Source organism: Saccharomonospora amisosensis, from assembly GCF_011761185.1.
GTDB lineage: Bacteria > Actinomycetota > Actinomycetes > Mycobacteriales > Pseudonocardiaceae > Saccharomonospora_A > Saccharomonospora_A amisosensis.
Map to the genome: position 1 here is coordinate 2,904,895 of NZ_JAAOYM010000001.1, position 20,580 is coordinate 2,925,474.

Genomic DNA, 20,580 nt, shown 5'->3' on the forward strand with positions numbered 1-20,580 from the left:
CCTCGAACCACGAGCTGTCAGGACGTGCGGTAGGACTGGCGGACCTCCTGGACATACGGCGCGGGAGCCACCGTAGCCCTGATCTCAACCTGCCGGTGCCGTTCGACACCGGGTTTGGTGGAGTTGGGCTCCTCGCCCCACAGCACCGTGACGTCCGTGCCCGGCTCGGCGACCGCGGCATCGACCGTGGCCAGCGACACGAAAGCCTGCTCGTTGGCGATGTAACCCACGTCAAGCGACAGGCCCACCGCTGCCCCACCTCGCAGCACCGTGTCCACGTGGAAGAACGCGTAACGGGACTTCGGCAGCTCGATGTACTTCGCCGGGACACCCGGTTCGGCCAGAGACCGGAACACAGCGGCGACGTCGTCGGGGTTCCACACCAACGTCACCTTGGCGCGGCGGGAACCGGCAGCCATCCGTTCCAGCGCCTCCCGGCCCAGGAAGTCGTGATCGAACTTGACCGTGTGCCCGTAGCCGAGGTCGTACGGCGTGACGTAGTAGTCACTGATCTCCGGCGAGTTCATGCTGCCGCCCAGTGATCCGAGCGCATCGGCGCCCAGCCACTGGCGGTACGCGGTCAGCTCGGGACCGAAGATGGCCGGCACCGCCGTCGGGACCCAGCCCGATTCCAGGTTGGCCGTCGAATAGGCCTTGGCTCCAGCCCGCACGAGACCGAATTCCTCACCTGCCTCCAGGATCGCGGCGAGTACGTCGTCACCCTCATGCCACGGCCCGAACAGTTCGAAGCCGGGCCTGCCCGCCATGCCGTGCCGCAGCGCCCGCACCCGATGGCCCGCGATGGTGAATTCGGTCATGTGGAAGAACTTCACGGCGGGCAGCGGGCGGCCGGTCAGCCTCTCGACGAGGGGTTTCGCCGTCGGCCCCTGCAGTTCGTAGCGGTAGACCGTAGGAGGCCCGGACGGCCGGTCGGCGGAGTTCTCGTCCCGCTCGATAGTGACGTCGTAGCCCCCGGCCTCGGCGTTGTACTGCAGCCAGTTCGGCACGGTCGGGTGACCGACGAGGTCGAACAGCCCGTCCTCGAGGTGGAAAAGGATGGCGTCGCCGATGATGTGGCCGTCGGCGTTGACGGCGACGTACTGCTTGGCCTTGCCGGGGGTGAAGTTCGCGAACGTGTTGACCCCGAAGTCGGACAGCAGCCGCGGGGCGTCCGGACCGCTGAGGTAGAGATCGGTCATGTGGTGCGACTGGTCCAGCAGCGCGCACGAGGTGCGCCACGCCCGCTGCTCCGAGCGCCAGTTCGTGAACTCCGGCTTGACCGGGAACGTGTGCGGGCGAACGGTCGAGTGACGCAGTAGCTCCACCGGGGATCCCGCACGCTGGATCGCGGTCTCGAGACTTTGCGCTCCCATAGTAAGACGCCCTCCTGTGGCCGACTCGTCATTCGACAGCCGCGACGCTTGACGTGTTGTGGCGTTGACTCCGGTTCCGCTTTCGAAGTCCAATCAGGACATCAGAGCCCGCCGGCCGCCGGGTGAACCCGGCGGCCGACGAGCGAGCGAGCACTCAGAACTTGTCGGGCAAGCCCTCCGGCGCGTTGTACTGCACCTCCGCCGCCTTCAACCCGTACTTGTTCTCGGCGCTGGGCTTGAACTGGTACAGGGTGGTGGTGCGGGGCAGGATCCGGTTATCGGCGCCGAGCTTGACCTCACCGTTGAGCCCCTGGAAGGTCAGCGTGTCGGTGCTGGCGATCGCCTCACGGATGCCCTTACCGCTCAGGTCACCCATCTCGATGGCCTTCTCCAGGATCGTCGTCGTGGTGACCGCCTGCATGTAGCCGTAGACGTACTGCAGGGTGACCGGCTTGTCCCCGATGGAGTCCTTCAGGTTCTTGATGCCCTCCACCGAGGTGTCTTCCAGGTCGTTGCCGGGGCCGGTGAACACGAAGTTCGACTGCAGGTACTTGGCCACCTCCGGCATGTCGGCGAAACCGATGTTGTGGGCGATGAACTCCGACACCCAGGTGGGGTTGAAGTTGAGCTGGCTGGCCGCCGCCACCATCGAGGGCGTGTTGCCCTCCGCGCCACCGAAGGCCACGACCGAGCACTGGGCGCTCTTCAGGGCTTGCATCTGGGCGGTGAACTGGGTGTCGGTCGGGTTGAACCGCTGCACCTCGGTCACCTTGCTACCGAGCTTGTCGGTGATGTACTCCATGCCCTCGACGACGGCGTCACCCCAGTCGTTCTCCATGACCAGGGCGCAGTACTTCGCGGAGTCGGCCTTCGCGCGGCCGGAGCTGTTGAGGTAGGAGACGGCGTTGACGACGTTGGTCTGGTACGAGCCGAAGATCGGCACGAGGCTCGGCTCGTCCTTGATGTTCGCGTCCTGGTTGCTCGGCACGGCGTTACCGTCGTTGCGCATCATCAGCGGCACGAGTGCCTTCACCGACGGGGTGCCGAGGATGCCGGACAACATGACGACGTCGCCCCGGATCTTCTCGTACGCCTGCACCGCCAGCTGAGCGTTGTACTGGTTGTCGGCGGTGACGAGTTCGATCTTGTACTTGCCCGCGACACCGCCTTGCGAGTTCACCTTGTCGAACCACGCGTTCTGCCCGACCAGTTGCTCCTTGGCGCCCGCGGCGATGGGCCCACTCAGGGCCAGGATGTTGCCGACCTTGATGGTGCCCTGGTCGGGGTCGAACCCGGGCACGGCGGCCAACCCATCGGCTCCGCCCTCCGAGGAGCTGTCGGTACTCTGCGCGGCGCAGCCGGTGAGCGCCACGGCAAACGCTAAGGCCGCGGCACCGCTGGTGAGAAGACGTCGCTTCATAGTGTGTCCCTTTCGGATGGTAACAGCGCTGTTACGCTGGGTTTGCGGCGGATCGGCGAGCCTGGAGGGCTCGGCGCGCACGGCCGAGGAGCGCCACCAGGCCTTTGGACTCCAGCAGCAGGAACGCGACGATGAGGCTGCCGTACAGGATCAGGTTGAGATCCGTGGTGGACAGTCCATCGCTGCCCGGCGTCCCCATGAACGGCAGCTTGTCGGAGAAGTTGTCGACCAGAACCGGGACCATACTGACGAAGATCGCGCCCAGCACGGGACCGAAGGTCGAGCCAAGGCCGCCGATCACGATGATCGCCAGGTACTGAACGGACAGGTTGACATCGAAGTTGTCCGGGCGGATGTACTGCAGGTTGACGGCGAGCAGGCCACCGGCCAGCCCGGCGATGGCGGTCGAGAGGATGAAGGCGTTCGCCTGGGTGCGCATCATCCTCACGCCCAGCACCTCCGCCGCGATGTCGTGGTCACGCACCGCCTGCATCGCGCGCCCCCCTCGCGTGCGCATCACGTTGGCGGTGAACAGCAGCACCAGCGCCAGGCAGCCCCAGATGAGGATGAAAAGGCTCTGCTCGCGCAGGAAGTAGATCGAGCCGAGCTGCAGCTGCTCGAAGTCGATCGGGCCGAGGGTCGCGCGTGCCGAGACGACGGTCCCCTCGTTCCCGCCCGTGACCGACGGCAGGTTGCGGCCGAGGAAAACCCCCAAGAACACCAGTCCCAGCGACACGATCGCAAGGTAGGGGCCCTTGAGCCGCAACGCGAACGGCGCCACGAGCGCACCGCAGATCCCACCCGCGAGCGCGGCCGCCGGGAGCCAGACCACCATGGGAAGTCCCATGGTTCCCCCCACGTACTGGGTGGTGAACGCCCCGACGCTGACGAAGAACGCGTGGCCGAGGGAGATCTGCCCGGCGTAGCCGGTCAGCACATTGAGACCCACCGCGGCGATAGCGGCGGTACCGGTCGCGTTCAGCACGCCCAGCCAGTACGTGTCACCGAAGTTCATCGGGAACGCGACGATGAGCACCAGGAGCGCCACGAGACCCCACCGGGCCGAGCGGGAACCGACCAAGCGCGGGTTGGCCGCCTCACGAGCCTTTCCGGGCGCCTCGACAGGGTCGACGGATACTGCCTGCTGTGAGGTCATCACGCTCTCCTCACCTTCCGTGTCCCGAAAAGCCCCTCGGGGCGAACCAGCAGAATGGTGATCATGACGATGTAGGGCACCACCTCGGAGAAGCCCTTGCCGAAGCTCTCGGGGACCGTGGCAACGGCGAACTGCTGGACGATGCCCATGACGAGACCGCCAATGACAGCCCCCAGCGGGGACTCGATGCCACCCAGGATGATCACGGGAAGCGCGAGGAGGGCATACAACTCCAGGCCCGGCCGTGCGCCACCGCCTGCCGCGGTGGCGAGGAACATGCCTGCTACGGCGCCGAACGAACCCGCGAGCGCCCACGACAACCGGTGCACGAGCCGGTCGCTGATGCCCTGGGCCAGCGCCGCCTCCGCATCAACGGCCGTCGCCTGCATGGCCAGACCCAGGCGGGTGCGACGCAGGAACAGCGCGAGCGCCACCAGCAGCACGGCCGTCACCACCACCACCGCGATGTCGCGATGATTCACCGAGACCGGTCCCAACTGGAAATGAGCCAGGCCCCACGGATCGGCGATAGCCAAGGGTTTCGTGCCCCAGATGCCGTAGAAGATGGGCGGGATGAGGATCAACAGCCCGAACGTCACCAGGATCGGCGTGAACAGGTTCGAGTTCGCGATCCGGTGGACGATCAACGCCTCGAGCAGCACCGCGATACCCGCCGTGGCGAGCACGGCGAGCAACACCGCGATCGGGAACGGCAAATTCAACGTACGGCTGGCGGCATACGTGAAGTAGGCACCCATCACGACGAAGGCACCCTGTGTCAGGTTGAGCACCCCGGTCGATCGGGCGACGACGACGAAGCCGAGCGCGAGAAGCCCGTAGAGGCAGCCCAGCGTGATCCCTCCGACGAGGACCTGAAGTTGCTCGGTCACCGCCGTGCCTCCTTTCCCTGTTGCGAAGCGGCAACGGCCCCACTGCTCACGGCCTTGCGCACGACGTCCTCGTCGCTGCCGCCCAGGTAGGCGCGGATCACCCTGGGGTCGGAGATGGCCACCTCGGGTGGCTCGCAGCAGATGACCTCCCCGAAATCGAGCACCAGCACCCGGTCGGCATAGCGCCGGACGAGGGCCATGTCGTGCTCGATCATCACGACGGTGAGGTCAAGCCGCTCCTTTGCCTGCAGTACCCAATCGGCGAGTTCGCGGCTCTCGCCGGCGTTGAGTCCCGCCACCGGTTCGTCGAGCAGGAGCAGCCGGGGCTCCATGGCGAGGGCCCGCGCCAGTTCGATCCGCTTCTTGACGCCGTAAGGCAGATCGCGGACCTCGTGGTCGCGCAACTCGCCCAAGCCCATGATCTCCAGGAGTGGTTCACAGGCGACCCTCGCCTCGCGCTCCTCGCGCCTGGCCCGACCGAACCACAACCCACCACTGAGGATGCCCGCGCGCATCGTGTGGTGCCGTCCGAGGACGACGTTGTCCAGGACGGTCATCTCGTCGAAGAGGGCGAGGTTCTGGAAGGTGCGCGCGATGCCAAGCGACGCGATCGTCGGCGGCCTGCGCCCGATCAGCGAGCTCCCTGCGAACAAGACCTCGCCGTGGTTGGGTTGGTAGACCCCGTTCAGCACGTTGAGCATCGACGTCTTACCCGCGCCGTTGGGTCCGATGATCGCGAAGAACTCCCCATGGCGAACCTCGAAGCTCACGTCGCGAATGGCGTGGACTCCACCGAAGGAGAGCCCGACGTCGCGCACCTCAAGCAACGGCGGTTGTTGGGTCATGCCTGGCCTCCGCTCGGCGCCAAGTCCTGCGAGTCCTCGTCGAGTCCGAGGTAGAACGCCTGAATCTCCGGATCCTCGAGCAGTTCCTGACTGGGACCCGACTTGGTGACCCGGCCGTGCGACAGCACGTAGCCGTAGTCGGAGACGCCAAGCGCCATCGTCGCGTTCTGCTCAATGAGCAGCACGCTCGTGCCAGCCTCCCTGATCGTGGCGATGGTGTCTCGAACTTGGGAAACCACCTTGGGCGCCAGACCGAGCGACGGCTCGTCCAGCACGATGAGTCTCGGCGATTGCATGAGGGCACGTCCGATGGCGAGCATCTGCTGCTCACCCCCGGACAGGTACCCCGCGTGCTGGTCGCTGCGCTCCGCCAGCACGGGAAACATCTCCAGGATCTCCTCGGTCCGCCGCCGCAGCTCGGCGTCGTTGCGCTGCGTGATGCCGCCCACGATGAGGTTCTCGGCAACGGTCAGCTCTGCGAAGACGCGACGCCCCTCAAGGGTCTGGCTGATCCCGCCGCGCACGATGTCGCGAGGACCGCGCCCGGCGATGGATCGTCCCTCCCAGAGGATCTCGCCCGCGCTGACTACTCCACCGTGGAACGAGAGCATCCCCGTCACACTGCGTGCGAGCGTGGTCTTACCGGCACCGTTGACGCCCATGAGGGCGACCACCGTGCCGGGCGAGACCGAGAGACTCACGTCGTGCAGGGCCTGCACGTTCTTTCCGTAACGCACTGCCAGTCCTCGGACCGAAAGGCATTGTGAGGTGTCGGCTGGCGGGTGTTCCACCGGCTCTCCTTCACGTCGTCGTAGAAGGGATGGACGCGAGAACGTGTTCGGGTCGCTCGGCCCGAGGAACGGATGACCACCGGGTGCCGTGGGCGTACCGGACGGTTCGCGCACCGTCGGCATGGTCGCGACCGCCCGGCCACCGAGGTTCCTCGTCACGGTCGGCGTCGCGTGCTCAGCCAAGCACGGCCCCGCCGACGCGGGCACGGTCAGCGGTCGTAAGGCTCCTACGACATTTGACGTAGGCCGTGGCCGCTCCGGTCTTGCGCCGGTCGTCATTGGCCGGCCGCCGTGCGGCTTGCCGATGTGCCGCGCATCGGGAATCCGGGGCTGAGCGCGGTCGTCACCGGCGAGCCGCTGCCCTGGTCAGACATACTGGCGGACCAGACTCTGTGCGACGCATACGGGCTTTCCGCCTCCCTCGATCTCGAAGGTCACCGTGAGCTTGGTCTGCACCCCGCCGTCGATCTCCATCGCCTCGTCCACCACGGCGGTGGCACGCACCTTGCTCCCGACCGGGACGGGGGCAGGAAACCGTGCCTTGTCGAGCCCGTAGTTGACGCCCATGGAGAAGCCCTCGAAGCGCAGAATCTGCGGCAGCACCGTCGGGATCAACGACAGGGTCAAGAACCCGTGGGCGATCGTCGTCCCGAAAGGACCGTCCTTGGCACGCGCTGGATCGACGTGGATCCACTGGTGGTCCCCGGTCGCGTCGGCGAAGTGGTTCACCTGTTCCTGGGTCACCTCGTGCCACGCCGAGTAGCCCAGGGGTTGGCCGACCAGGGCCTTGACCCCCTCGACTCCGACGGCAACGGCGGGCTCGGTCATGCTCGGCTCCTCATCATGGGGTGGGCTGGTGCTGCGATTTCTCGGGGGATTTCTCGGGGGATTTCTCGGGAAAGTTCTCGGTGGCGATCGCGCGGGCCCACCGGGCGTCGGCTTTGCCGGACGGGCTGCGTTTGACCTCGTCGGTGACGACCAGCACGGTCGGACGCTTGTAGTTCGCCAGTTCCCTTCCCACGTGCTCCTTGAGCTGCTCAAGGGTCAGAGACTCGCCCTCGCGAAGGGAGACGACGGCGGCGACGCGATGTCCCCATCGCGCATCGGGCACCCCGACGACCATGGCGTCGCGAACGGCTGGGTGACGCACGACGACGTTCTCGACCTCCTCGGCGAAGACCTTCTCACCGCCGGTGTTGATGACCTGGCTTCCCCGGCCGTGGAAGGTCACCGTGCCGTCCTCGTCGATCGAGGCGAGGTCACCGGGGACGGCCCAGCGGCGGCCGTCGAACACCCGGAAGGTCTGGGCTGTCTTCTCCTCGTCGCCCTGGTAGTGGATGTACTCGTCGGTGGGTGCGGCGAGCATGCCAACCTGGCCCGAGCCGGGGACAACATCGCGACCGGTCTCGTCGACGATCCGGGCTCCGGGAACGAGCGAGAAACGGGAGGTGGTGACGTGATCGCCGCGCCGGGTCTGCGACACCGCGAACGGCCCGCCTTCCGATGCGGCGACGATGTCGCGGCAGAGGAAATCGCCGTGCTCGAGCAGCCGCTGCTTGCACTCGGCGCTCCACGTCACGCCAACGGAGAGCACACGCCGCAGGCTGGACAGGTCGTACGGCCTGCCGGCCTGGCGAGCCCTGTCCAGAGCGTCGGCAAGCGGCCGGGCGAAAACGTCACCCACGATCGAGACGGTGTCGGCGCGTTGCCGCTCGATCAGCCGCAGCAGTTCGTCGGCGTCGTAGGAGCGGCCGGCCAGGTAGGCGACCCGGCCGCCCGCTACCAGCGCGCCGAGGCTGGTGTAGCTCCCGGTCGCGTGCATGAGCGGCGGAGCCGGAATGGTCACGATCGGGTAGGTGTCGCTCGCGACCGAGGCGAGGTACTCCTCCAGCTCGGCAAGGGTCGCGGGCGCCCGCAGCCCCATGAGCAGGAAGCTGTTGGCGCAGATGACGTCGTAGAGCCAGGAATGGCGGACGAGGACGCCGCGCGGTCGCCCGGTGGTTCCGCCCGTGTACATGAGCCAGTCGTCGTCGCCCCGCTGGCTCGCGGCAAGCGGCGAACAGGTCCGCTGCACCTCGTCGTAGCCGATCCGCCCGTGGCCGGGGGTCTCGGTGTGCAGTACGACCGCGGTGCGTAGCGGCGTCGTCGCGACCGCTGCCGCGGGCTCGACGGTGCCCGCCAAGGCCGCGTCGTACACGGCGGCCTCGACGTGCGCGTCGTCGAACAGGGCGGTGATTTCCTCGGCCTTGTAGCGAAAATTGACGTTGACCGGCACGGCGCGCACTTTGAGAACGGCCCACAGGGTCGCGAGGTATTCGGGCCCGTTGTACTGAGCCACGGCCACGCGGCTGCCGTGGCCGATGCCCGCGTCCTTGAGGTGGTGTGCCAGCCGGGCGGCCTGATTCTCCAGCTCGCGCCAGCTCACATCACGCCCGGCGTGGGAGATCGCGATGGCGCCCGGCCGTGCGCGGGCCACGGTCTCCAGTACGGTCGCGAAACTTTCCTTCACGCCTGCGACCCCTCGCCGGTAGCGTCCGGTAGGGACTGCTTGTCGGGACCGAACGGATTGGCGGAACCGTCGTTGAGCATCACGTCGATGGCGGTCGGAGCGGCGGGATTGACAGGCACCGGTTACTCCTGGGGGCTGGGTGGTGGAGTGGGACGGAAGTCCTGCGGCTGGCTGCCGAAGGTGCTGGGGAACATCGCCGCGATGGCATCGGCGTCCCAGCCTCCGTCCTGGTAGGCGACCGCGACCTCCGTGGGGTGGGACCATAGTGAGATCCGGTCTCCACCGGCTCCGAGAACCTGGCCCGTCACTCCCGCGGCGGCGTCAGAGGCGAGGAATACCACCAGCGGCGCGACATCCGCTGGTGTTCCGAGCCCTCCGCGACGGATTTCCCTCGGGATGGGCTCCCCGGCATCCGCGCGTTCCACCAGCTCGCCCAGGCCGGGAATGGTGGCGACCATGCGCGTCAGCGCCACCGGCACGATTCCGTTCACCATCACGTCGTGACGTTCGCACTCCATGGCCCAGGTGCGTACCAGTCCGATAATGGCCGCCTTGGACGCTGAGTACGCCGTCTGACCGAAGCTGGCGCGCTGCCCCGCCGGGGAGCCGACGAGGATGAGCCGCCCGCCGGTCCCCTGCTCGCGGAAGTGGCGCACCGCCGCGCGACCGCACGTGAACGTCCCGCGTAGGTGAGTGTGGACGACGGAGTCGAAGTCGTCGTCCGTGGTCTTCGGCAAGGTCCGGTCGCGTAGAACTCCGGCGTTGGTGACTACGACATCGAGACGACCGAACGCGGCGACCGCCGCCTGCACGAGGGCGTCGGCGGACTCCGCCGTGCCGACGGCGGAGTGCTCCGCCACCGCGGTGCCCCCCGCCTGCTGGATGAGCTTGACGGCATCGTCAGCGGCGCTGCCGTCGAGGTCGTTGACGACGACACTCGCGCCTGCCGCGGCGAGCGCGGCGGCATACGCCCGGCCGAGTCCGCGACCTGCTCCGGTCACGACGGCCACCTTGCCGCTGAGGTCCACGCGCACCCACTCCTTTGTCGGGCCGCGCCGCCGGAAGACGGCGCGTGACTGAGATGGCGGGCACGTTATTCCAACTTGTGTCGGACGTCAACAAGGTGCCTCAGGAGCACTCCGCATTACTCCGCATTACTGCGCAGCTACTCCGTAACGGAAGGCCACCGCACCGGCATCACGTCTCGCGGGGAGGCACCTGGATGCTCTCGATCACCGACTCGGCGGCGCGACGTGCGCCACGAGCCAGGGACTCGCGCAGGCGGAGTGCGACGTGCTCGGCCCGGACCGCCGGCCAGTCCCCCGGCAGGAGTTGCACGGGAAGCCCCGGGTCGTGGCGTACCAACATGAGCCATTCGGCCAGCAGCGCCAGCTGCCGAGCCAGGTCGTCCTCCGCCTGCGGCAATGGGTCGGCCACGTCCCACCGCGCCAGGAAGCCCTCGTAGGCGCCCCGCAGCGCGGTGAGGTCCCAAGCATCCCTCACCAGGGTGGACACCTCCGTGGGGTCGGCGACCGTGGCGTGGAACACCTTGAGGCCGTCGTTGCCGGGCACGCCGTCGAGCACCTCGCGGACGTCGACGACGCGAGGCGCGATCCACAGGCCGTTCTGGAGCATGCCGAAACCCGCCCAGACCAGCCGTGACCGCAACAGGTGGCGGTCGGCTCGGCGTTGCTCGGGAAAGGAGAACCCCAGCAGTGTCCAGCGACCGTCCCAATCCCGGTTCACGGCCGAGCGCCACGCCCGGTGGCCACCCTCTTCCAGCGTGTCGCGGGTGTGCTTGGAGGGGCGCAGGTAGATCCGCTTGCCTCGGCGCACCTTCTCCAGCGTTCCCCTGCGCAACATCCGGCTGATCGTGGATCTGGCCGCATACTCCCCGACACCGACCTTGCCCAGCGTGGTGATGTAGCTTCCCGAGAAGACCGCCATGCACGGATCGCCGACGTACTCCGCGCAGAAGAGCAGGATGTAGGTCTGTGGCCGGATTCGTGGTGACGACTCCTGGCTGCCCACCTCCTCGGCGCCCTCGGTGGCCGGTGTTTCGGTCGGCATGGACTCTCCTCGTCGGCTCGGCTCACGGTGATCCGGCAGGCCAGCCACCGAATGCGACCGCAGGCGACCGCAGGCGACCGGCCAACCTCACCAGGTTAGTCACCATCATGACGACCGACAGGCATCTGGTGAAACATGGCCCCGTCGTGGCGAGCGCGGATGCCGCCGAGCTCGTGGAGCGAGGCGGCCCGCACAGGCGATCAGACCCACGAGGTCGACCAGCGCACCGCCCCGAATCGCCGCGATCGCCACGGTGGTCGGGCACCGAGGTTCGGCGGCCGCGAGTGCCAACCTCGTCGAGCGGTCGTACGAGGGGGTTCCCGGTCGCCGGAGACAACCGCCGGGTCACGGTGGCCCGCACCTTACCTACGGGTGCGAGCGAGCTTTCGGAAACTTCCGGTCCACTGTGGCCGAATCGCTGTCGGGCGACACGGGTGGCTGCACGAAACCCACCTGGCCACACCACGCTTTCCCCGCCAGGCACTCAGCGGATCCGGTGTGCTGAAGCGCGCACACGCGAATTGTGGATCGTCGTGATGGGTGCCCGGCCCCGAGTGGCGAGGAATATCGAAGCCGCACCGGCGTTCCCGGTGGGAACCCCGCACCTGTTGTGGGGGGACGTGGACACCGCCTCGCCCTCCCCCTGCCGCGGTGATCGTGCGGGTCATGCCGGGCTGGATATCCAACGGAGTCTTGCTTGCCTGTGAATCTGGTCGACACCGTCGTCACAGGAACTGTCACGGGAACCCCGTCTCTCATTCCAGAGGGTTGGCACACCGCCTCACACCTCAACTACCCGGCCTTGCGTCTAGTGCCCGTGCGGCTCACCCTCGGAGTGCCTGTCCGGCGCGGGCTCCCCGGAGGGCGGATCGGTTCGCTGTGGACCGGATCCGTCCGGCTGCTCCGGCTGCTCCGGCGGAGTGGAGGGGTGGTCGTGCTCCGCGCCCGTCTCGGGATGTTCGCCGCCCTCGTCGTGGCTGCCGCCCCCGCCTTCGTGGGAGTGGCTGAGTCCGGCGAGCATGCCCGGTGCCGCGGTCACGGCGACCAGCACGGCCGCGCCACCGATGACCAGCCGGTAGGGCAGGGGCGAGAAGCGGGAGCCGTGCTCGCCCGACAACAGCCGCCATGCGCCCGTGACCAGCACGACGCACTCCAGCAGGGTCGCCAGGATGTCGGCGGTTCCCGCCGCCTCTGCTTCGCCCGCGTGGGGTCCGAACGGCAGGCCGACGGCGCGGGTGAGGACCCACAGCCCGATGGCACCGAGGTTGGCCGCCACGCCCACCGCGACGACGGCGCGGCTGGGACGTCTGAGTACCGCCGCTGCCCAGCCGAGCTGGAACACGGCAAGGCCGCCGAAGAACAACCCGGAAAGCGCCCATTCCCGCCAGTGGCCGGGTATCACCGCGAGATGGATCAGCGCCGCGCCGGCCGAGGCCAGGGCGGCCACCGCCGTGGCCAGCCGGATGTCGGTTCTGCTTCGCATGTTCATGAACTCCCTGTCTGCTGCCGTGGTCGCTGCCGATGAACCGCAACGGCACGGACTAGACCCGCATGACCTGGAGTTCGCGCACCGGATCGGGCGGTGCGCGGCAGGCGTGACGGCGCCGCGGAGCGGCTGGGGCCGGTGGTGCGGGCAGCGGGACGGCCTCGTCGCACCACCCCGTCAGTGCCCCCGCCGTGCCGTGGTCGTCGCCACGAAGGCACAGGTAACCGCAGGGCGGGTCGCTCGCGGGATCATGGTGTTCAGACCGCTCGGGATGCTCTACCGACTCGTCGGCGCCGTGCCACAGCCACGCGGGCGCCCGGCCGGCGGTGGCCTCGGAGGCGATCGCGTGGCCTCCCGAGTGTGGCCCGAGCAGGTGCCCTACCAACATGAGCGCGGCACCGAGCGCGAGCAGCGCGCGCCACCCGGGCACGCGCCCTGCGCGCGTCACCACTCGTGCCATCGAACCCACCGAGTCCGCCGCCCTTGCCATGTCGGCGCGCATGCTACCCAATCACCCGTGGCCACGAGGAGACAGCTCGATATCTGTCCATTGTGGCCATACGGTCCCTCACGGCGCGTGAGGTGGCCACTGGAGTATCGTCGCCGCGGACGGACCTGGAGGAAGGGAGCGTGGCATGGTGGCTTCGCTCGCGGGGGGTCGCTGGTGGTCACGCCGCGCTGCGCTGCTCGTGGCCTGCACGGCCACGCTGTCGCTGGTGGCCTCGTGCGCGCGGGAATCGCACGAGGACGACCACGGCGAGGCGGCCACCTCCCCGGCGCACGTGCACGCGTTGGCGATCAACCCGGCCGATGACACGTTGTACGTGGCCAGCCACGACGGCCTCTTCCGCGTCACCGGCGAGACCGGGACCGAGCAGGTGGCGGGCCTGACCCAGGATTTCATGGGCTTCGCGATCGCGGGCCCCGACCGTTTCCTCGGCAGCGGCCACCCTGGGCCGCACGACACCGACCAGCCCTCCCACCTCGGGTTGATCGAGAGCACCGACGCTGGACAGACCTGGCACTCGCTGTCGCTGGCAGGTGAGGTCGATTTCCACGCGCTGGAGGTCGAACACGACCGGGTGTACGGCTACGACAGCGTGTCCGGAACGCTCATGGTCAGCGGAGACGGCAAGACGTGGGATCGGCGCGCGCGGGTGGGCATCGCCGACCTGGCGGTATCACCGGAGGATGCCGAACACGTCGTGGTCACCACCGAGGACGGCCCAGCCCACAGCACGGACGGCGGCCGCGGTTTCGCACCCACGTCGGGCGGGCCCGTGCTGGCGTTCCTCGACTGGCCGAGCGCCGACCGGCTGGTCGGCGTCGGCACCGACGGCACCGTTCACCACAGCGCCGACGGTGGCCGCACCTGGCAGCCACGCGGGCGGGTGCCGAGCCGACCGCAGGCGATCACCACACACGGCGAGTCCGAGGTGTACGTGGCAGCCGAGGACGGCATCTACCACTCCGCCGACGACGGCGGCACGTTCACACTGTCGCGGCGCCTGTGACGGTGCCGGGCCCGGCCCAGCGGGCCCACCAACCACTTCGGCTCGATCGTCTACAACACGTCTCGTCGCGAGTTCGACTTCGTCCGCTCCCATCCGACGTGACGGCGCGCGGGACGGCAGGTACCGCGCCGGTTCATCGGTTACACGTTCACCGCGCTCGCGGGTGCGAACCGCCGACGACATTCGCGGCGGCGGCTGATCCGCCACCCGCCACCGCACCGGTTGCCCGTACCGGCGCTCAGCTCAGCGTCAGGTACAGCAGCACCACGTTGAGCGCGCTGATCACACCGGCGACCACCCAGGCGAGCATGGTGGTGAACCGATGGTTGGTGTCGGCGCCCATCAGCGTGCGGTCGCTGGTGAGCCGGACCAGTGGCGCCAGCGCGAACGGGATGCCGAACGACAACACCACCTGTGACAACACGAGTGCCCTGCTGGGGTCCACTCCGGCCGCCAGCACGACCAGTGCGGGTGTCAGGGTGATCAGCCTGCGCAGCAACAGCGGGATGCGCTTACGAAGCAAACCCTGCATGATCATCGCGCCCGCGTAGGCACCGACCGAGGTGGACGCCAGCCCGGAGGCCAGCAGACCGAGCGCGAACAGCAGGGCGATCACCGGCCCGAGCGCGTTCTGCACCGCGCCGTGCGCTCCCTCGATCGAGTCGACGCCGGTGAGTCCCTGCAGGTTCGTCGCCGCGAGCAGCAGCATGCCGAGGTTGACCGCGCCCGCCACCAGCATCGCGAGGGCGACGTCGAATCGGGTCGCTTTCAACAGGCTGCGCAGCCGGCCACCGTCGGCATGGCCGTGCCGGTCCCGGGAGAGCCCGGAGTGCAGGTAGATCGCGTGCGGCATGACAGTGGCACCGAGCATGGCCGCCGCCAGCAGGATGCTCTCGGTTCCGCTGAATCGCGGGATCAGGCCTTCGGCGGTAGCCGAGGCCGACGGCGGCTCGACGAACAACCCGACGAGGAAACCCACGGCGATCACCGAAAGGAACCCGATGATCACCCGCTCGAACCGGCGCGGGCCTCCCCTGTCGTACACCGCGAGCAGCAGCATCGAGATGGCACCTGTGATGAAACCGCCGAGCAGCAGCGGAAGTCCGAACAGCAGGTACAGCGCGATCGCGCCGCCGACCACCTCGGCCAGGTCGGTGGCGATGGCCACCAGTTCCGCCTGCGCCCAGTACGCCAGCCTGCTCGGCCTTCCCAGCCGGTCGCGTAGTGCCTCCGGCAGGGAAAGGCCGGTCACGAGACCGAGTTTGGCCGACAGGTACTGCACGACGCCCGCCATCAGGTTGGCGGCGACGATGACCCACACCAGCAGGTACCCGAACTGGGCGCCCGCGCTGACGTTGGACGCGACGTTGCCAGGGTCCACGTAGGCGATGGCGGCCACGAACGCGGGCCCGAGCAGCAGCAGGCCCGACCTGGCGCGGGCGATTCTCGGTCGTACCGATGTGCCCGAAGCCATCCCGCCCGCCTCTCGACCAACCGCGTTCGTTCCTGCGAAGACAAAGTTTAGGCGTGGCGAAGTCGTTTGTCAGTTGTGCCGTACCTCACGCGGAGGGAACGGAGGTGGCGGAAGGTCTTTCGGCCCTTGTTCACAGCTGGTACCACGGCAAACGGTTCAGGGCATGCGAGGAGCCCAGCCACGCGACGGCACGGAGCAGGGCATGCGCCCGGGTTGGGGTGTGATGCTCGCGGCATGCCTTTCCACGTTCGTTGTCAACGCCAACAGCTCCGCTGTCAGCATCCTGATCCCGCCGATCAGCGCCGACCTCGATGCGCCGGTCGGGCTGCTGCAGTGGGCGGTGACCGGTTACCTCCTGGTGGGGGCCGCCGTGATCGTCACGGCGGGGGCGCTCGGCGACGTGTTCGGCAGGCGCAAGCTGTTCCTGCTCGGCTTCGGGTTGTTCGTCGTTTCCTGTCTGATCATCGCGCTGGCCGGGAGCGGGCTGATGGTCGTGTTCGGCAGGCTCATCCAGGGGGCGGCCGGCGCGACCCTGCTGGCCAGCGGGCTGAGCCTGCTCTCGGTGAACGCCTCCGGTGACGCGCAACTGAAAGCGGTCTCGCTCTGGGGGGCCGCGGCCGCCGCGGGTGCCGCGGCGGGTCCGGTGGTTGGCGGCGTGCTCAACGAGTTGACCGGGTGGCAGGGGCTGTTCTGGGTCGACGCCGCGATCGCGGTGGCGTGCATTCCGCTGGTCGTGCGCCTGGTGCCGGAGTCGCGTGATCCGAGCAGGCCTCGCAAGATCGACGTGGCCGGGACCGTGCTGATCGCCGCCGTGCTCGTGCCGTTCGTCCTCGCGATGACCGAGGGTGCTTCCTGGGGCTGGCTCTCGTTGCCCACGCTGGCCTGCTTGGTCGCGTCCGTGCTGTCGGTGCTCGGCTTCGTGCTGGTCGAACGCCGCGTCGCCGCACCGCTGCTCGACCTGCGTCTGCTGCGCAACACCGCGCTCGTCGGCGCCACCGGCGCGATCCTCATCGGCGCAGGAGCGATCGCCGCGCTGAGCTTCGTGGTGAGCCTCTACTTCCAGCAGCCACAAGCACTCGGCATGACAAGCCTGCAGGCGGGCCTCGCGACGCTGCCCCTCGCCGCGGCGGTGGTGCTCATCGCGCCGCTGGTCGCGCCGCTGGCCCACCACTTCGGCTCCCGAACGGTCATCGGCACCGGGTTCGCGCTGCTGACCGCCTCGTTCGCCGCGCTCGCGATGGTGCGCCCGTCCTGGGACTACGGCATGTTCGTCGTTCCGCTACTGGGGGTGGCCATCGGACTGGCGTTGTCCAACTCGCCCGCCTCCTCGATCGCCACCGCGGCCGTGTCGCCCGAGCAGGTAGGGGCGGCCTCCGGGATATCCAACATGGCCCGCTATGTCGGCGGGGCGGTCATGACGGCCGTGGTCGCGGGCATCTACACGAGAGTCACCGAGCGGCGCGAGGGCGGTGGTGAGACGGCGGCAGAGGCGCTGGCCACGGCATTCTCCGGGGCATCGATCGCGATGGCGGCGTTCTCAGCGGTCGGCGTTGTGCTGGCGCTGCTCGCTGCTCGTCGCCCTCCACCGCCACGACTGGCCGACTACGCGGCGGCCGCGTCCGCGACCACCCATACCCTGCCGCTGAGTGACCGCACCGGCACGGCTTAGCAGGCGCTAGCTGCCGAGCGCGTCGAAGCTGACCACCACATCGTCGGAGTCTGGCCTGCTGCGGCACGCGAGCAAGACCCTGTCATTCGCTCGCCCACCGCTGCCCGCACCGTCGCTCACCTCGCCCTCGCAGGCGACGGCCCTGCAAGTGCCACAGACTCCGGAGCGACACGAGTACGGCAGGTCGAGCCCCGCGCGCAAACCCGAATCGAGAATGGTCTCGCCAGCGCTTACTCGCACCCGCGTGGCCGAACCGGCGTGCACGATCGTCATGCTCCTGTTGAGCTGCCCACCCTCCTCGACGACGGGGACCGGCGGCGGCACGAAGTGTTCGATGTGGATTCCTTCGGTGGGAGTCCCCATGGCCGACAACGCGTCCCGAAGTTCGGCGGTCATCGAGGCGGGACCGCAGAGGTATGCCTCGTCGACCGTACGGAGGCCGATCCGGTCCGCCAGTTCAGCGAGCACACCGGCGGTGAGGCGGCCTGGAATCGCGGGCGGCTTCACCGGTTGCCGACTGAGCAGATGCACGACCCGCAGTCGGGGCCAGTACTGTCGCTCCAGCCGCGCCAGTTGCCTGCCGAACATGATGTCGGCCACCGTCCGGTTGCCGTAGAGCAGGGTGCAGTGGCTACGCGGTTCGAGGGCCAGCACGCTAGAGACGATCGAAAGTACGGGCGTGATCCCACTGCCCGCCGCCACACCGAGCAGGTGCCGATTCGCACGCGGCGCGATACTGGCGCCGAACGTACCCGTCGGCGTCATGACTTCGACCACATCGCCCACCCGCAGGTCCGAATTGACCCAGGTGGACATCAGGCCGCCGCTGATGTGCTTCACAGCCACCCGCAGCTCGCCGTCGGCGACACCGCTGCAGATCGAGTAAGGGCGACGGACCTCGGTGCCGCCGATGCGGGCGCGCAGCGTGACATGCTGGCCTGGCCTGAACCGGTAGGCGCCGGCCAACTCGCGCGGAAGCCGGAACGCGACCGAGACCGCCGAGTGCGTCTCCCTCCGCACGTCAGCAACCTCGAGCGGGTGAAACCGCGCCAACGCGGCGCGTGGTTGCGGGTCAGGGGAAAGGATCCGCAACAGTGTCAGGAACAGCACGGACGCCACCGAGACAGCGACGGCAGCCACCATGGCCAGGTTCGCGGCGTCGGTGCCCGCGGTGACCGCGTGCGCGGTCGCGACGGCGAACAGCACGTAGCTGCTCGAGTGGATGAGCCACCACAGCCCGCGCGGCAGTAGCCGCATCAGCGCGGACGTCCCTACCACGGCCAACGACAGGTACAACCCGAGAACGCCAAGCGCGACCGGAAGCGGCCGCCACTGCGAAGCGAACGGCACGAGCACGTCGGAGGGGCCGAACGTGATGTAGCTGTCGGCCAGGATTCCTGTCAGGTGTGCGGCGGTGAAAGCCACGGCCAGACCAGCGATGAAGCGGTGCCACTCCAGCAGCGCCCGGGGATGGACCGCGGGCACCAGCCGGGTTCGCAGCAACAACCCCCAGGTGACGGTCAGTGTGAGGAGCGCCCATGCCACCAGACCGCCCGCGCGAGCGAGATACCACCACAGCTGCGGGCTCATGACCCCGCCCATCCCCTCAGGCCCGGGCTGGCCAGTCGCTGCCCGTCGGCCGTGACGGCGCACACCTCGGCATCCGACGTGTGCGCCGCCGCGATGTCGTCGGCGACGAGCACAGTCTTGGCCAGTACCTCGGCCCGCCAGGCAGAGGCTGCGAACACTGTCGCCGCCACGATCCTGCCTCGGGTCGGCAAGCCGGTTCGCGGGTCCAGCACGTGATGCACCTCCCCCTCGGCAGACATCCACCGCCTTCGCAAGGTGCTGCTGGTCACCACGGCACCGACCCTGACGGCGGCCCGGAAGAGCTCCGCACCCACCCGCCACGGGTGCTCCACCGTGATCGGCCAGCCCTCAGGATCCGGCGCCACACCTCGCACTCGAATGTCGCCGCCCACGTTGAGCAGGACTCCCCTCGCACCCGCCTGCCGCAGTTCCCCGGATACGAGATCGGCGGCGAGCCCCTTGCCGAGCCCTCCCGGGTCGAGGCCGACGCCGGTGGGAAGGCACACGGTCGAGGCCGCGAGGTCGATCTCGACGCCGCCGCATCCCGGCGCCCGGCTCGGCCGCCGGGCCGACACTTGCCCCTGGGTGGACGAGCGGACCAGAGCGAGATCGCGGTCGTAGCCATGCGCGAGCATCGCGGCATGCACCGTCGGGTCGAACAACCCCCCACTCGCCCGCCAGCCCCGCACCGCCCTGACGACGAGCACGAGAGTGTCCGGCGAGACCGCGCTGGGCCGCCCCGCGGCAGCGTTCAACTTGTTGATCTCGCTGTCGGCGCGGAACCTGCTCCAGTGGCGCTCCAGCTCGTCGAGCCTGCGCCGGGCGGTCTGCAGTAGGTCTGGGGCGTTCCGCGCCACGACGATCACGTGCGCATCGCTTCCCATGACGGGGAAGCTCGCCTCAGCTCGCATGGCTGGTGCTGACCGGTGGCGCGGTCGTCGGTGCGGGAGGCACCGCTTCACCGGGAGCGCCGACGCCGGTTGGAGGCGGGAAGGGTCGCTCGGATTGAACGGCCGTACCGGTCGCCGACGTCGGCGGCTGATCAGGCTGGTTCGCGGCCATCAACGCCATCAGGCATATCGCGGTACTCACGCTCACACCCAGCGCCACCACGCGGGCGGCGTCAATCGTCATCGTCGCCTCCAGGGGCGTGAGCTGTTTCGGCTTCCTCTCGTTCGTGGTCTTCGCCGGGTTCCTCGCCGGATCGCCGGATGTCCCGCGAAAGCGGGCCCCTGTCGTCGGCACCGGCCGGGGAGGTGAGCACCGGGGAGAGCCTGCCCGCACCTACCTCGAATCCGCTGCCGAACAGGCCGGACGCCGCGACGAGCGCTGTACTGCCCCCGGCAAGTGCCAGGCCGACCATCACGGCCACCACGAGCGCGGTATGGCGTCGCATCACACCTCCATGGATTCAAAAGCCAGGGCAGGCTCGCCCGCGGTGCGCACCAGCCGGATCACTCGTCGTGATCGGTGGCGTAGGCGTGCTCACCCTCGTCCTCGTCGTGGTCCCCGTGTTCGTCGTCCCCGTATTCGTCGTCGCCCCCGTGTTCGTCGTAGGAGCCGTCGCGATCCCGGGAAGAGTCGTCGCTCGACGGCGAGTCGCCGTAGGAGCCGGTTACCGGCCCAGGGCGGGATTCCGTCGCGGTGGCGGGAGCGACCTGCTCGGTCTGCTCGACGCTGTTCCCGCCCGTCCCGTCGAACAGACCGGAAGCGGCGGCGAGTGCCGTGCTGCCGCCCACGAGGGCGACGCTCACCCCCGCGGCGAGAACGATTCCTGCACGGCGTCGCATGAG

General features: G+C 68.7%; 20 protein-coding genes. 2 read left to right on the forward strand and 18 right to left on the reverse strand.

Annotated features, from left to right (window positions below):
* Positions 1-17: 17 nt before the first annotated feature.
* From FHU38_RS14135 to FHU38_RS14190, 13 genes are all read right to left on the reverse strand, one after another.
* Complete coding sequence (locus FHU38_RS14135; RefSeq protein WP_167171358.1) at positions 18-1,373, reverse strand: aminomethyl transferase family protein; 1,356 nt, start codon at positions 1,371-1,373, stop codon at positions 18-20.
* A gap of 154 nt (positions 1,374-1,527) precedes the next feature.
* A complete protein-coding gene (locus FHU38_RS14140; RefSeq protein WP_167171362.1) occupies positions 1,528-2,793 on the reverse strand; it encodes an ABC transporter substrate-binding protein in 1,266 nt (421 codons plus the stop codon).
* A gap of 31 nt (positions 2,794-2,824) precedes the next feature.
* Positions 2,825-3,949 (reverse strand): branched-chain amino acid ABC transporter permease, encoded by a 1,125-nt coding sequence (locus FHU38_RS14145; protein WP_167171365.1) that lies wholly within the window; start codon positions 3,947-3,949, stop codon positions 2,825-2,827.
* The gene (locus FHU38_RS14150; RefSeq protein WP_167171368.1) at positions 3,949-4,839 is read right to left on the reverse strand and encodes a branched-chain amino acid ABC transporter permease; all 891 of its coding nucleotides are present in this window, start codon (positions 4,837-4,839) and stop codon (positions 3,949-3,951) included. The genes FHU38_RS14145 and FHU38_RS14150 overlap by 1 nt, the downstream gene beginning before the upstream one ends.
* Positions 4,836-5,684 carry an ABC transporter ATP-binding protein gene (locus FHU38_RS14155; protein ID WP_167171371.1) on the reverse strand — a complete coding sequence of 283 codons (849 nt, stop codon included), beginning with the start codon at positions 5,682-5,684 and terminating at the stop codon, positions 4,836-4,838. The genes FHU38_RS14150 and FHU38_RS14155 overlap by 4 nt, the downstream gene beginning before the upstream one ends.
* The gene (locus FHU38_RS14160; protein WP_167171373.1) at positions 5,681-6,475 is read right to left on the reverse strand and encodes an ABC transporter ATP-binding protein; all 795 of its coding nucleotides are present in this window, start codon (positions 6,473-6,475) and stop codon (positions 5,681-5,683) included. The genes FHU38_RS14155 and FHU38_RS14160 overlap by 4 nt, the downstream gene beginning before the upstream one ends.
* Before the next feature lie 366 nt (positions 6,476-6,841).
* The gene (locus FHU38_RS14165) at positions 6,842-7,303 is read right to left on the reverse strand and encodes a MaoC family dehydratase (protein WP_167171376.1); all 462 of its coding nucleotides are present in this window, start codon (positions 7,301-7,303) and stop codon (positions 6,842-6,844) included.
* Positions 7,304-7,316: 13 nt separating this feature from the next.
* Positions 7,317-8,984 (reverse strand): AMP-binding protein, encoded by a 1,668-nt coding sequence (locus FHU38_RS14170; RefSeq protein WP_313886774.1) that lies wholly within the window; start codon positions 8,982-8,984, stop codon positions 7,317-7,319.
* The gene (locus FHU38_RS27760; protein ID WP_279590181.1) at positions 8,981-9,103 is read right to left on the reverse strand and encodes a hypothetical protein; all 123 of its coding nucleotides are present in this window, start codon (positions 9,101-9,103) and stop codon (positions 8,981-8,983) included. The genes FHU38_RS14170 and FHU38_RS27760 overlap by 4 nt, the downstream gene beginning before the upstream one ends.
* 3 nt (positions 9,104-9,106) lie before the next feature.
* Positions 9,107-10,012, reverse strand: coding sequence for an SDR family NAD(P)-dependent oxidoreductase (locus tag FHU38_RS14175; protein WP_167171379.1), 906 nt, complete (start codon positions 10,010-10,012; stop codon positions 9,107-9,109).
* 169 nt (positions 10,013-10,181) lie between these two features.
* Positions 10,182-11,054 (reverse strand): PaaX family transcriptional regulator, encoded by an 873-nt coding sequence (locus FHU38_RS14180; protein WP_167171382.1) that lies wholly within the window; start codon positions 11,052-11,054, stop codon positions 10,182-10,184.
* An 808-nt stretch (positions 11,055-11,862) separates the two neighbouring features.
* On the reverse strand, positions 11,863-12,537 hold the full coding sequence (locus FHU38_RS14185) for a hypothetical protein (protein WP_167171385.1): 675 nt from the start codon (positions 12,535-12,537) through the stop codon (positions 11,863-11,865).
* A 58-nt stretch (positions 12,538-12,595) separates the two neighbouring features.
* On the reverse strand, positions 12,596-13,042 hold the full coding sequence (locus tag FHU38_RS14190; RefSeq protein ID WP_167171388.1) for a hypothetical protein: 447 nt from the start codon (positions 13,040-13,042) through the stop codon (positions 12,596-12,598).
* A 133-nt stretch (positions 13,043-13,175) separates the two neighbouring features.
* Between FHU38_RS14190 and FHU38_RS14195 the strand changes: the two genes are divergently transcribed.
* Positions 13,176-14,054, forward strand: a complete 879-nt coding sequence (locus FHU38_RS14195; RefSeq protein ID WP_167171391.1) for a F510_1955 family glycosylhydrolase — start codon at positions 13,176-13,178, stop codon at positions 14,052-14,054.
* 238 nt (positions 14,055-14,292) lie between these two features.
* On the opposite strand, the gene FHU38_RS14200 is transcribed toward FHU38_RS14195, so the two are convergent.
* Positions 14,293-15,528: an Nramp family divalent metal transporter gene (locus tag FHU38_RS14200; protein ID WP_167171393.1), complete on the reverse strand. Its 1,236-nt coding sequence runs from the start codon at positions 15,526-15,528 to the stop codon at positions 14,293-14,295.
* A 163-nt stretch (positions 15,529-15,691) separates the two neighbouring features.
* Between FHU38_RS14200 and FHU38_RS14205 the strand changes: the two genes are divergently transcribed.
* Positions 15,692-17,197, forward strand: a complete 1,506-nt coding sequence (locus tag FHU38_RS14205) for an MFS transporter (RefSeq protein WP_167171395.1) — start codon at positions 15,692-15,694, stop codon at positions 17,195-17,197.
* A gap of 6 nt (positions 17,198-17,203) precedes the next feature.
* On the opposite strand, the gene FHU38_RS14210 is transcribed toward FHU38_RS14205, so the two are convergent.
* The 4 genes from FHU38_RS14210 to FHU38_RS14225 all read right to left on the reverse strand — a co-directional run bounded on the left by FHU38_RS14210 (position 17,204) and on the right by FHU38_RS14225 (position 20,577).
* Complete coding sequence (locus tag FHU38_RS14210; RefSeq protein ID WP_167171398.1) at positions 17,204-18,787, reverse strand: FAD-binding oxidoreductase; 1,584 nt, start codon at positions 18,785-18,787, stop codon at positions 17,204-17,206.
* The gene (locus FHU38_RS14215) at positions 18,784-19,671 is read right to left on the reverse strand and encodes an FAD:protein FMN transferase (protein WP_167171401.1); all 888 of its coding nucleotides are present in this window, start codon (positions 19,669-19,671) and stop codon (positions 18,784-18,786) included. The genes FHU38_RS14210 and FHU38_RS14215 overlap by 4 nt, the downstream gene beginning before the upstream one ends.
* A 239-nt stretch (positions 19,672-19,910) precedes the next feature.
* Entirely contained in the window at positions 19,911-20,183 is a 273-nt protein-coding gene (locus FHU38_RS14220; RefSeq protein WP_167171404.1) for a hypothetical protein, read from the reverse strand.
* Between the two features lie 58 nt (positions 20,184-20,241).
* Positions 20,242-20,577: a hypothetical protein gene (locus FHU38_RS14225; RefSeq protein WP_167171406.1), complete on the reverse strand. Its 336-nt coding sequence runs from the start codon at positions 20,575-20,577 to the stop codon at positions 20,242-20,244.
* Between the last annotated feature and the right edge of the window lie 3 nt (positions 20,578-20,580).

Bases quoted from the DNA above. Each gene is read 5' to 3' on its own strand.
- FHU38_RS14225 (WP_167171406.1), bottom strand. From the start codon at position 20,577: ATGCGACGCCGTGCAGGAATCGTTCTCGCCGCGGGGGTGAGCGTCGCC.
- FHU38_RS14180 (WP_167171382.1), bottom strand. From the start codon at position 11,054: ATGCCGACCGAAACACCGGCCACCGAGGGCGCCGAGGAGGTGGGCAGC.
- FHU38_RS14220 (WP_167171404.1), bottom strand. From the start codon at position 20,183: ATGCGACGCCATACCGCGCTCGTGGTGGCCGTGATGGTCGGCCTGGCA.
- FHU38_RS14155 (WP_167171371.1), bottom strand. From the start codon at position 5,684: ATGACCCAACAACCGCCGTTGCTTGAGGTGCGCGACGTCGGGCTCTCC.
- FHU38_RS14190 (WP_167171388.1), bottom strand. From the start codon at position 13,042: ATGCGCGCCGACATGGCAAGGGCGGCGGACTCGGTGGGTTCGATGGCA.
- FHU38_RS14145 (WP_167171365.1), bottom strand. From the start codon at position 3,949: ATGACCTCACAGCAGGCAGTATCCGTCGACCCTGTCGAGGCGCCCGGA.
- FHU38_RS14215 (WP_167171401.1), bottom strand. From the start codon at position 19,671: ATGGGAAGCGATGCGCACGTGATCGTCGTGGCGCGGAACGCCCCAGAC.
- FHU38_RS14200 (WP_167171393.1), bottom strand. From the start codon at position 15,528: ATGGCTTCGGGCACATCGGTACGACCGAGAATCGCCCGCGCCAGGTCG.
- FHU38_RS14210 (WP_167171398.1), bottom strand. From the start codon at position 18,787: ATGAGCCCGCAGCTGTGGTGGTATCTCGCTCGCGCGGGCGGTCTGGTG.
- FHU38_RS14140 (WP_167171362.1), bottom strand. From the start codon at position 2,793: ATGAAGCGACGTCTTCTCACCAGCGGTGCCGCGGCCTTAGCGTTTGCC.
- FHU38_RS14185 (WP_167171385.1), bottom strand. From the start codon at position 12,537: ATGCGAAGCAGAACCGACATCCGGCTGGCCACGGCGGTGGCCGCCCTG.
- FHU38_RS14165 (WP_167171376.1), bottom strand. From the start codon at position 7,303: ATGACCGAGCCCGCCGTTGCCGTCGGAGTCGAGGGGGTCAAGGCCCTG.
- FHU38_RS14205 (WP_167171395.1), top strand. From the start codon at position 15,692: ATGCGAGGAGCCCAGCCACGCGACGGCACGGAGCAGGGCATGCGCCCG.
- FHU38_RS14135 (WP_167171358.1), bottom strand. From the start codon at position 1,373: ATGGGAGCGCAAAGTCTCGAGACCGCGATCCAGCGTGCGGGATCCCCG.
- FHU38_RS14195 (WP_167171391.1), top strand. From the start codon at position 13,176: ATGGTGGCTTCGCTCGCGGGGGGTCGCTGGTGGTCACGCCGCGCTGCG.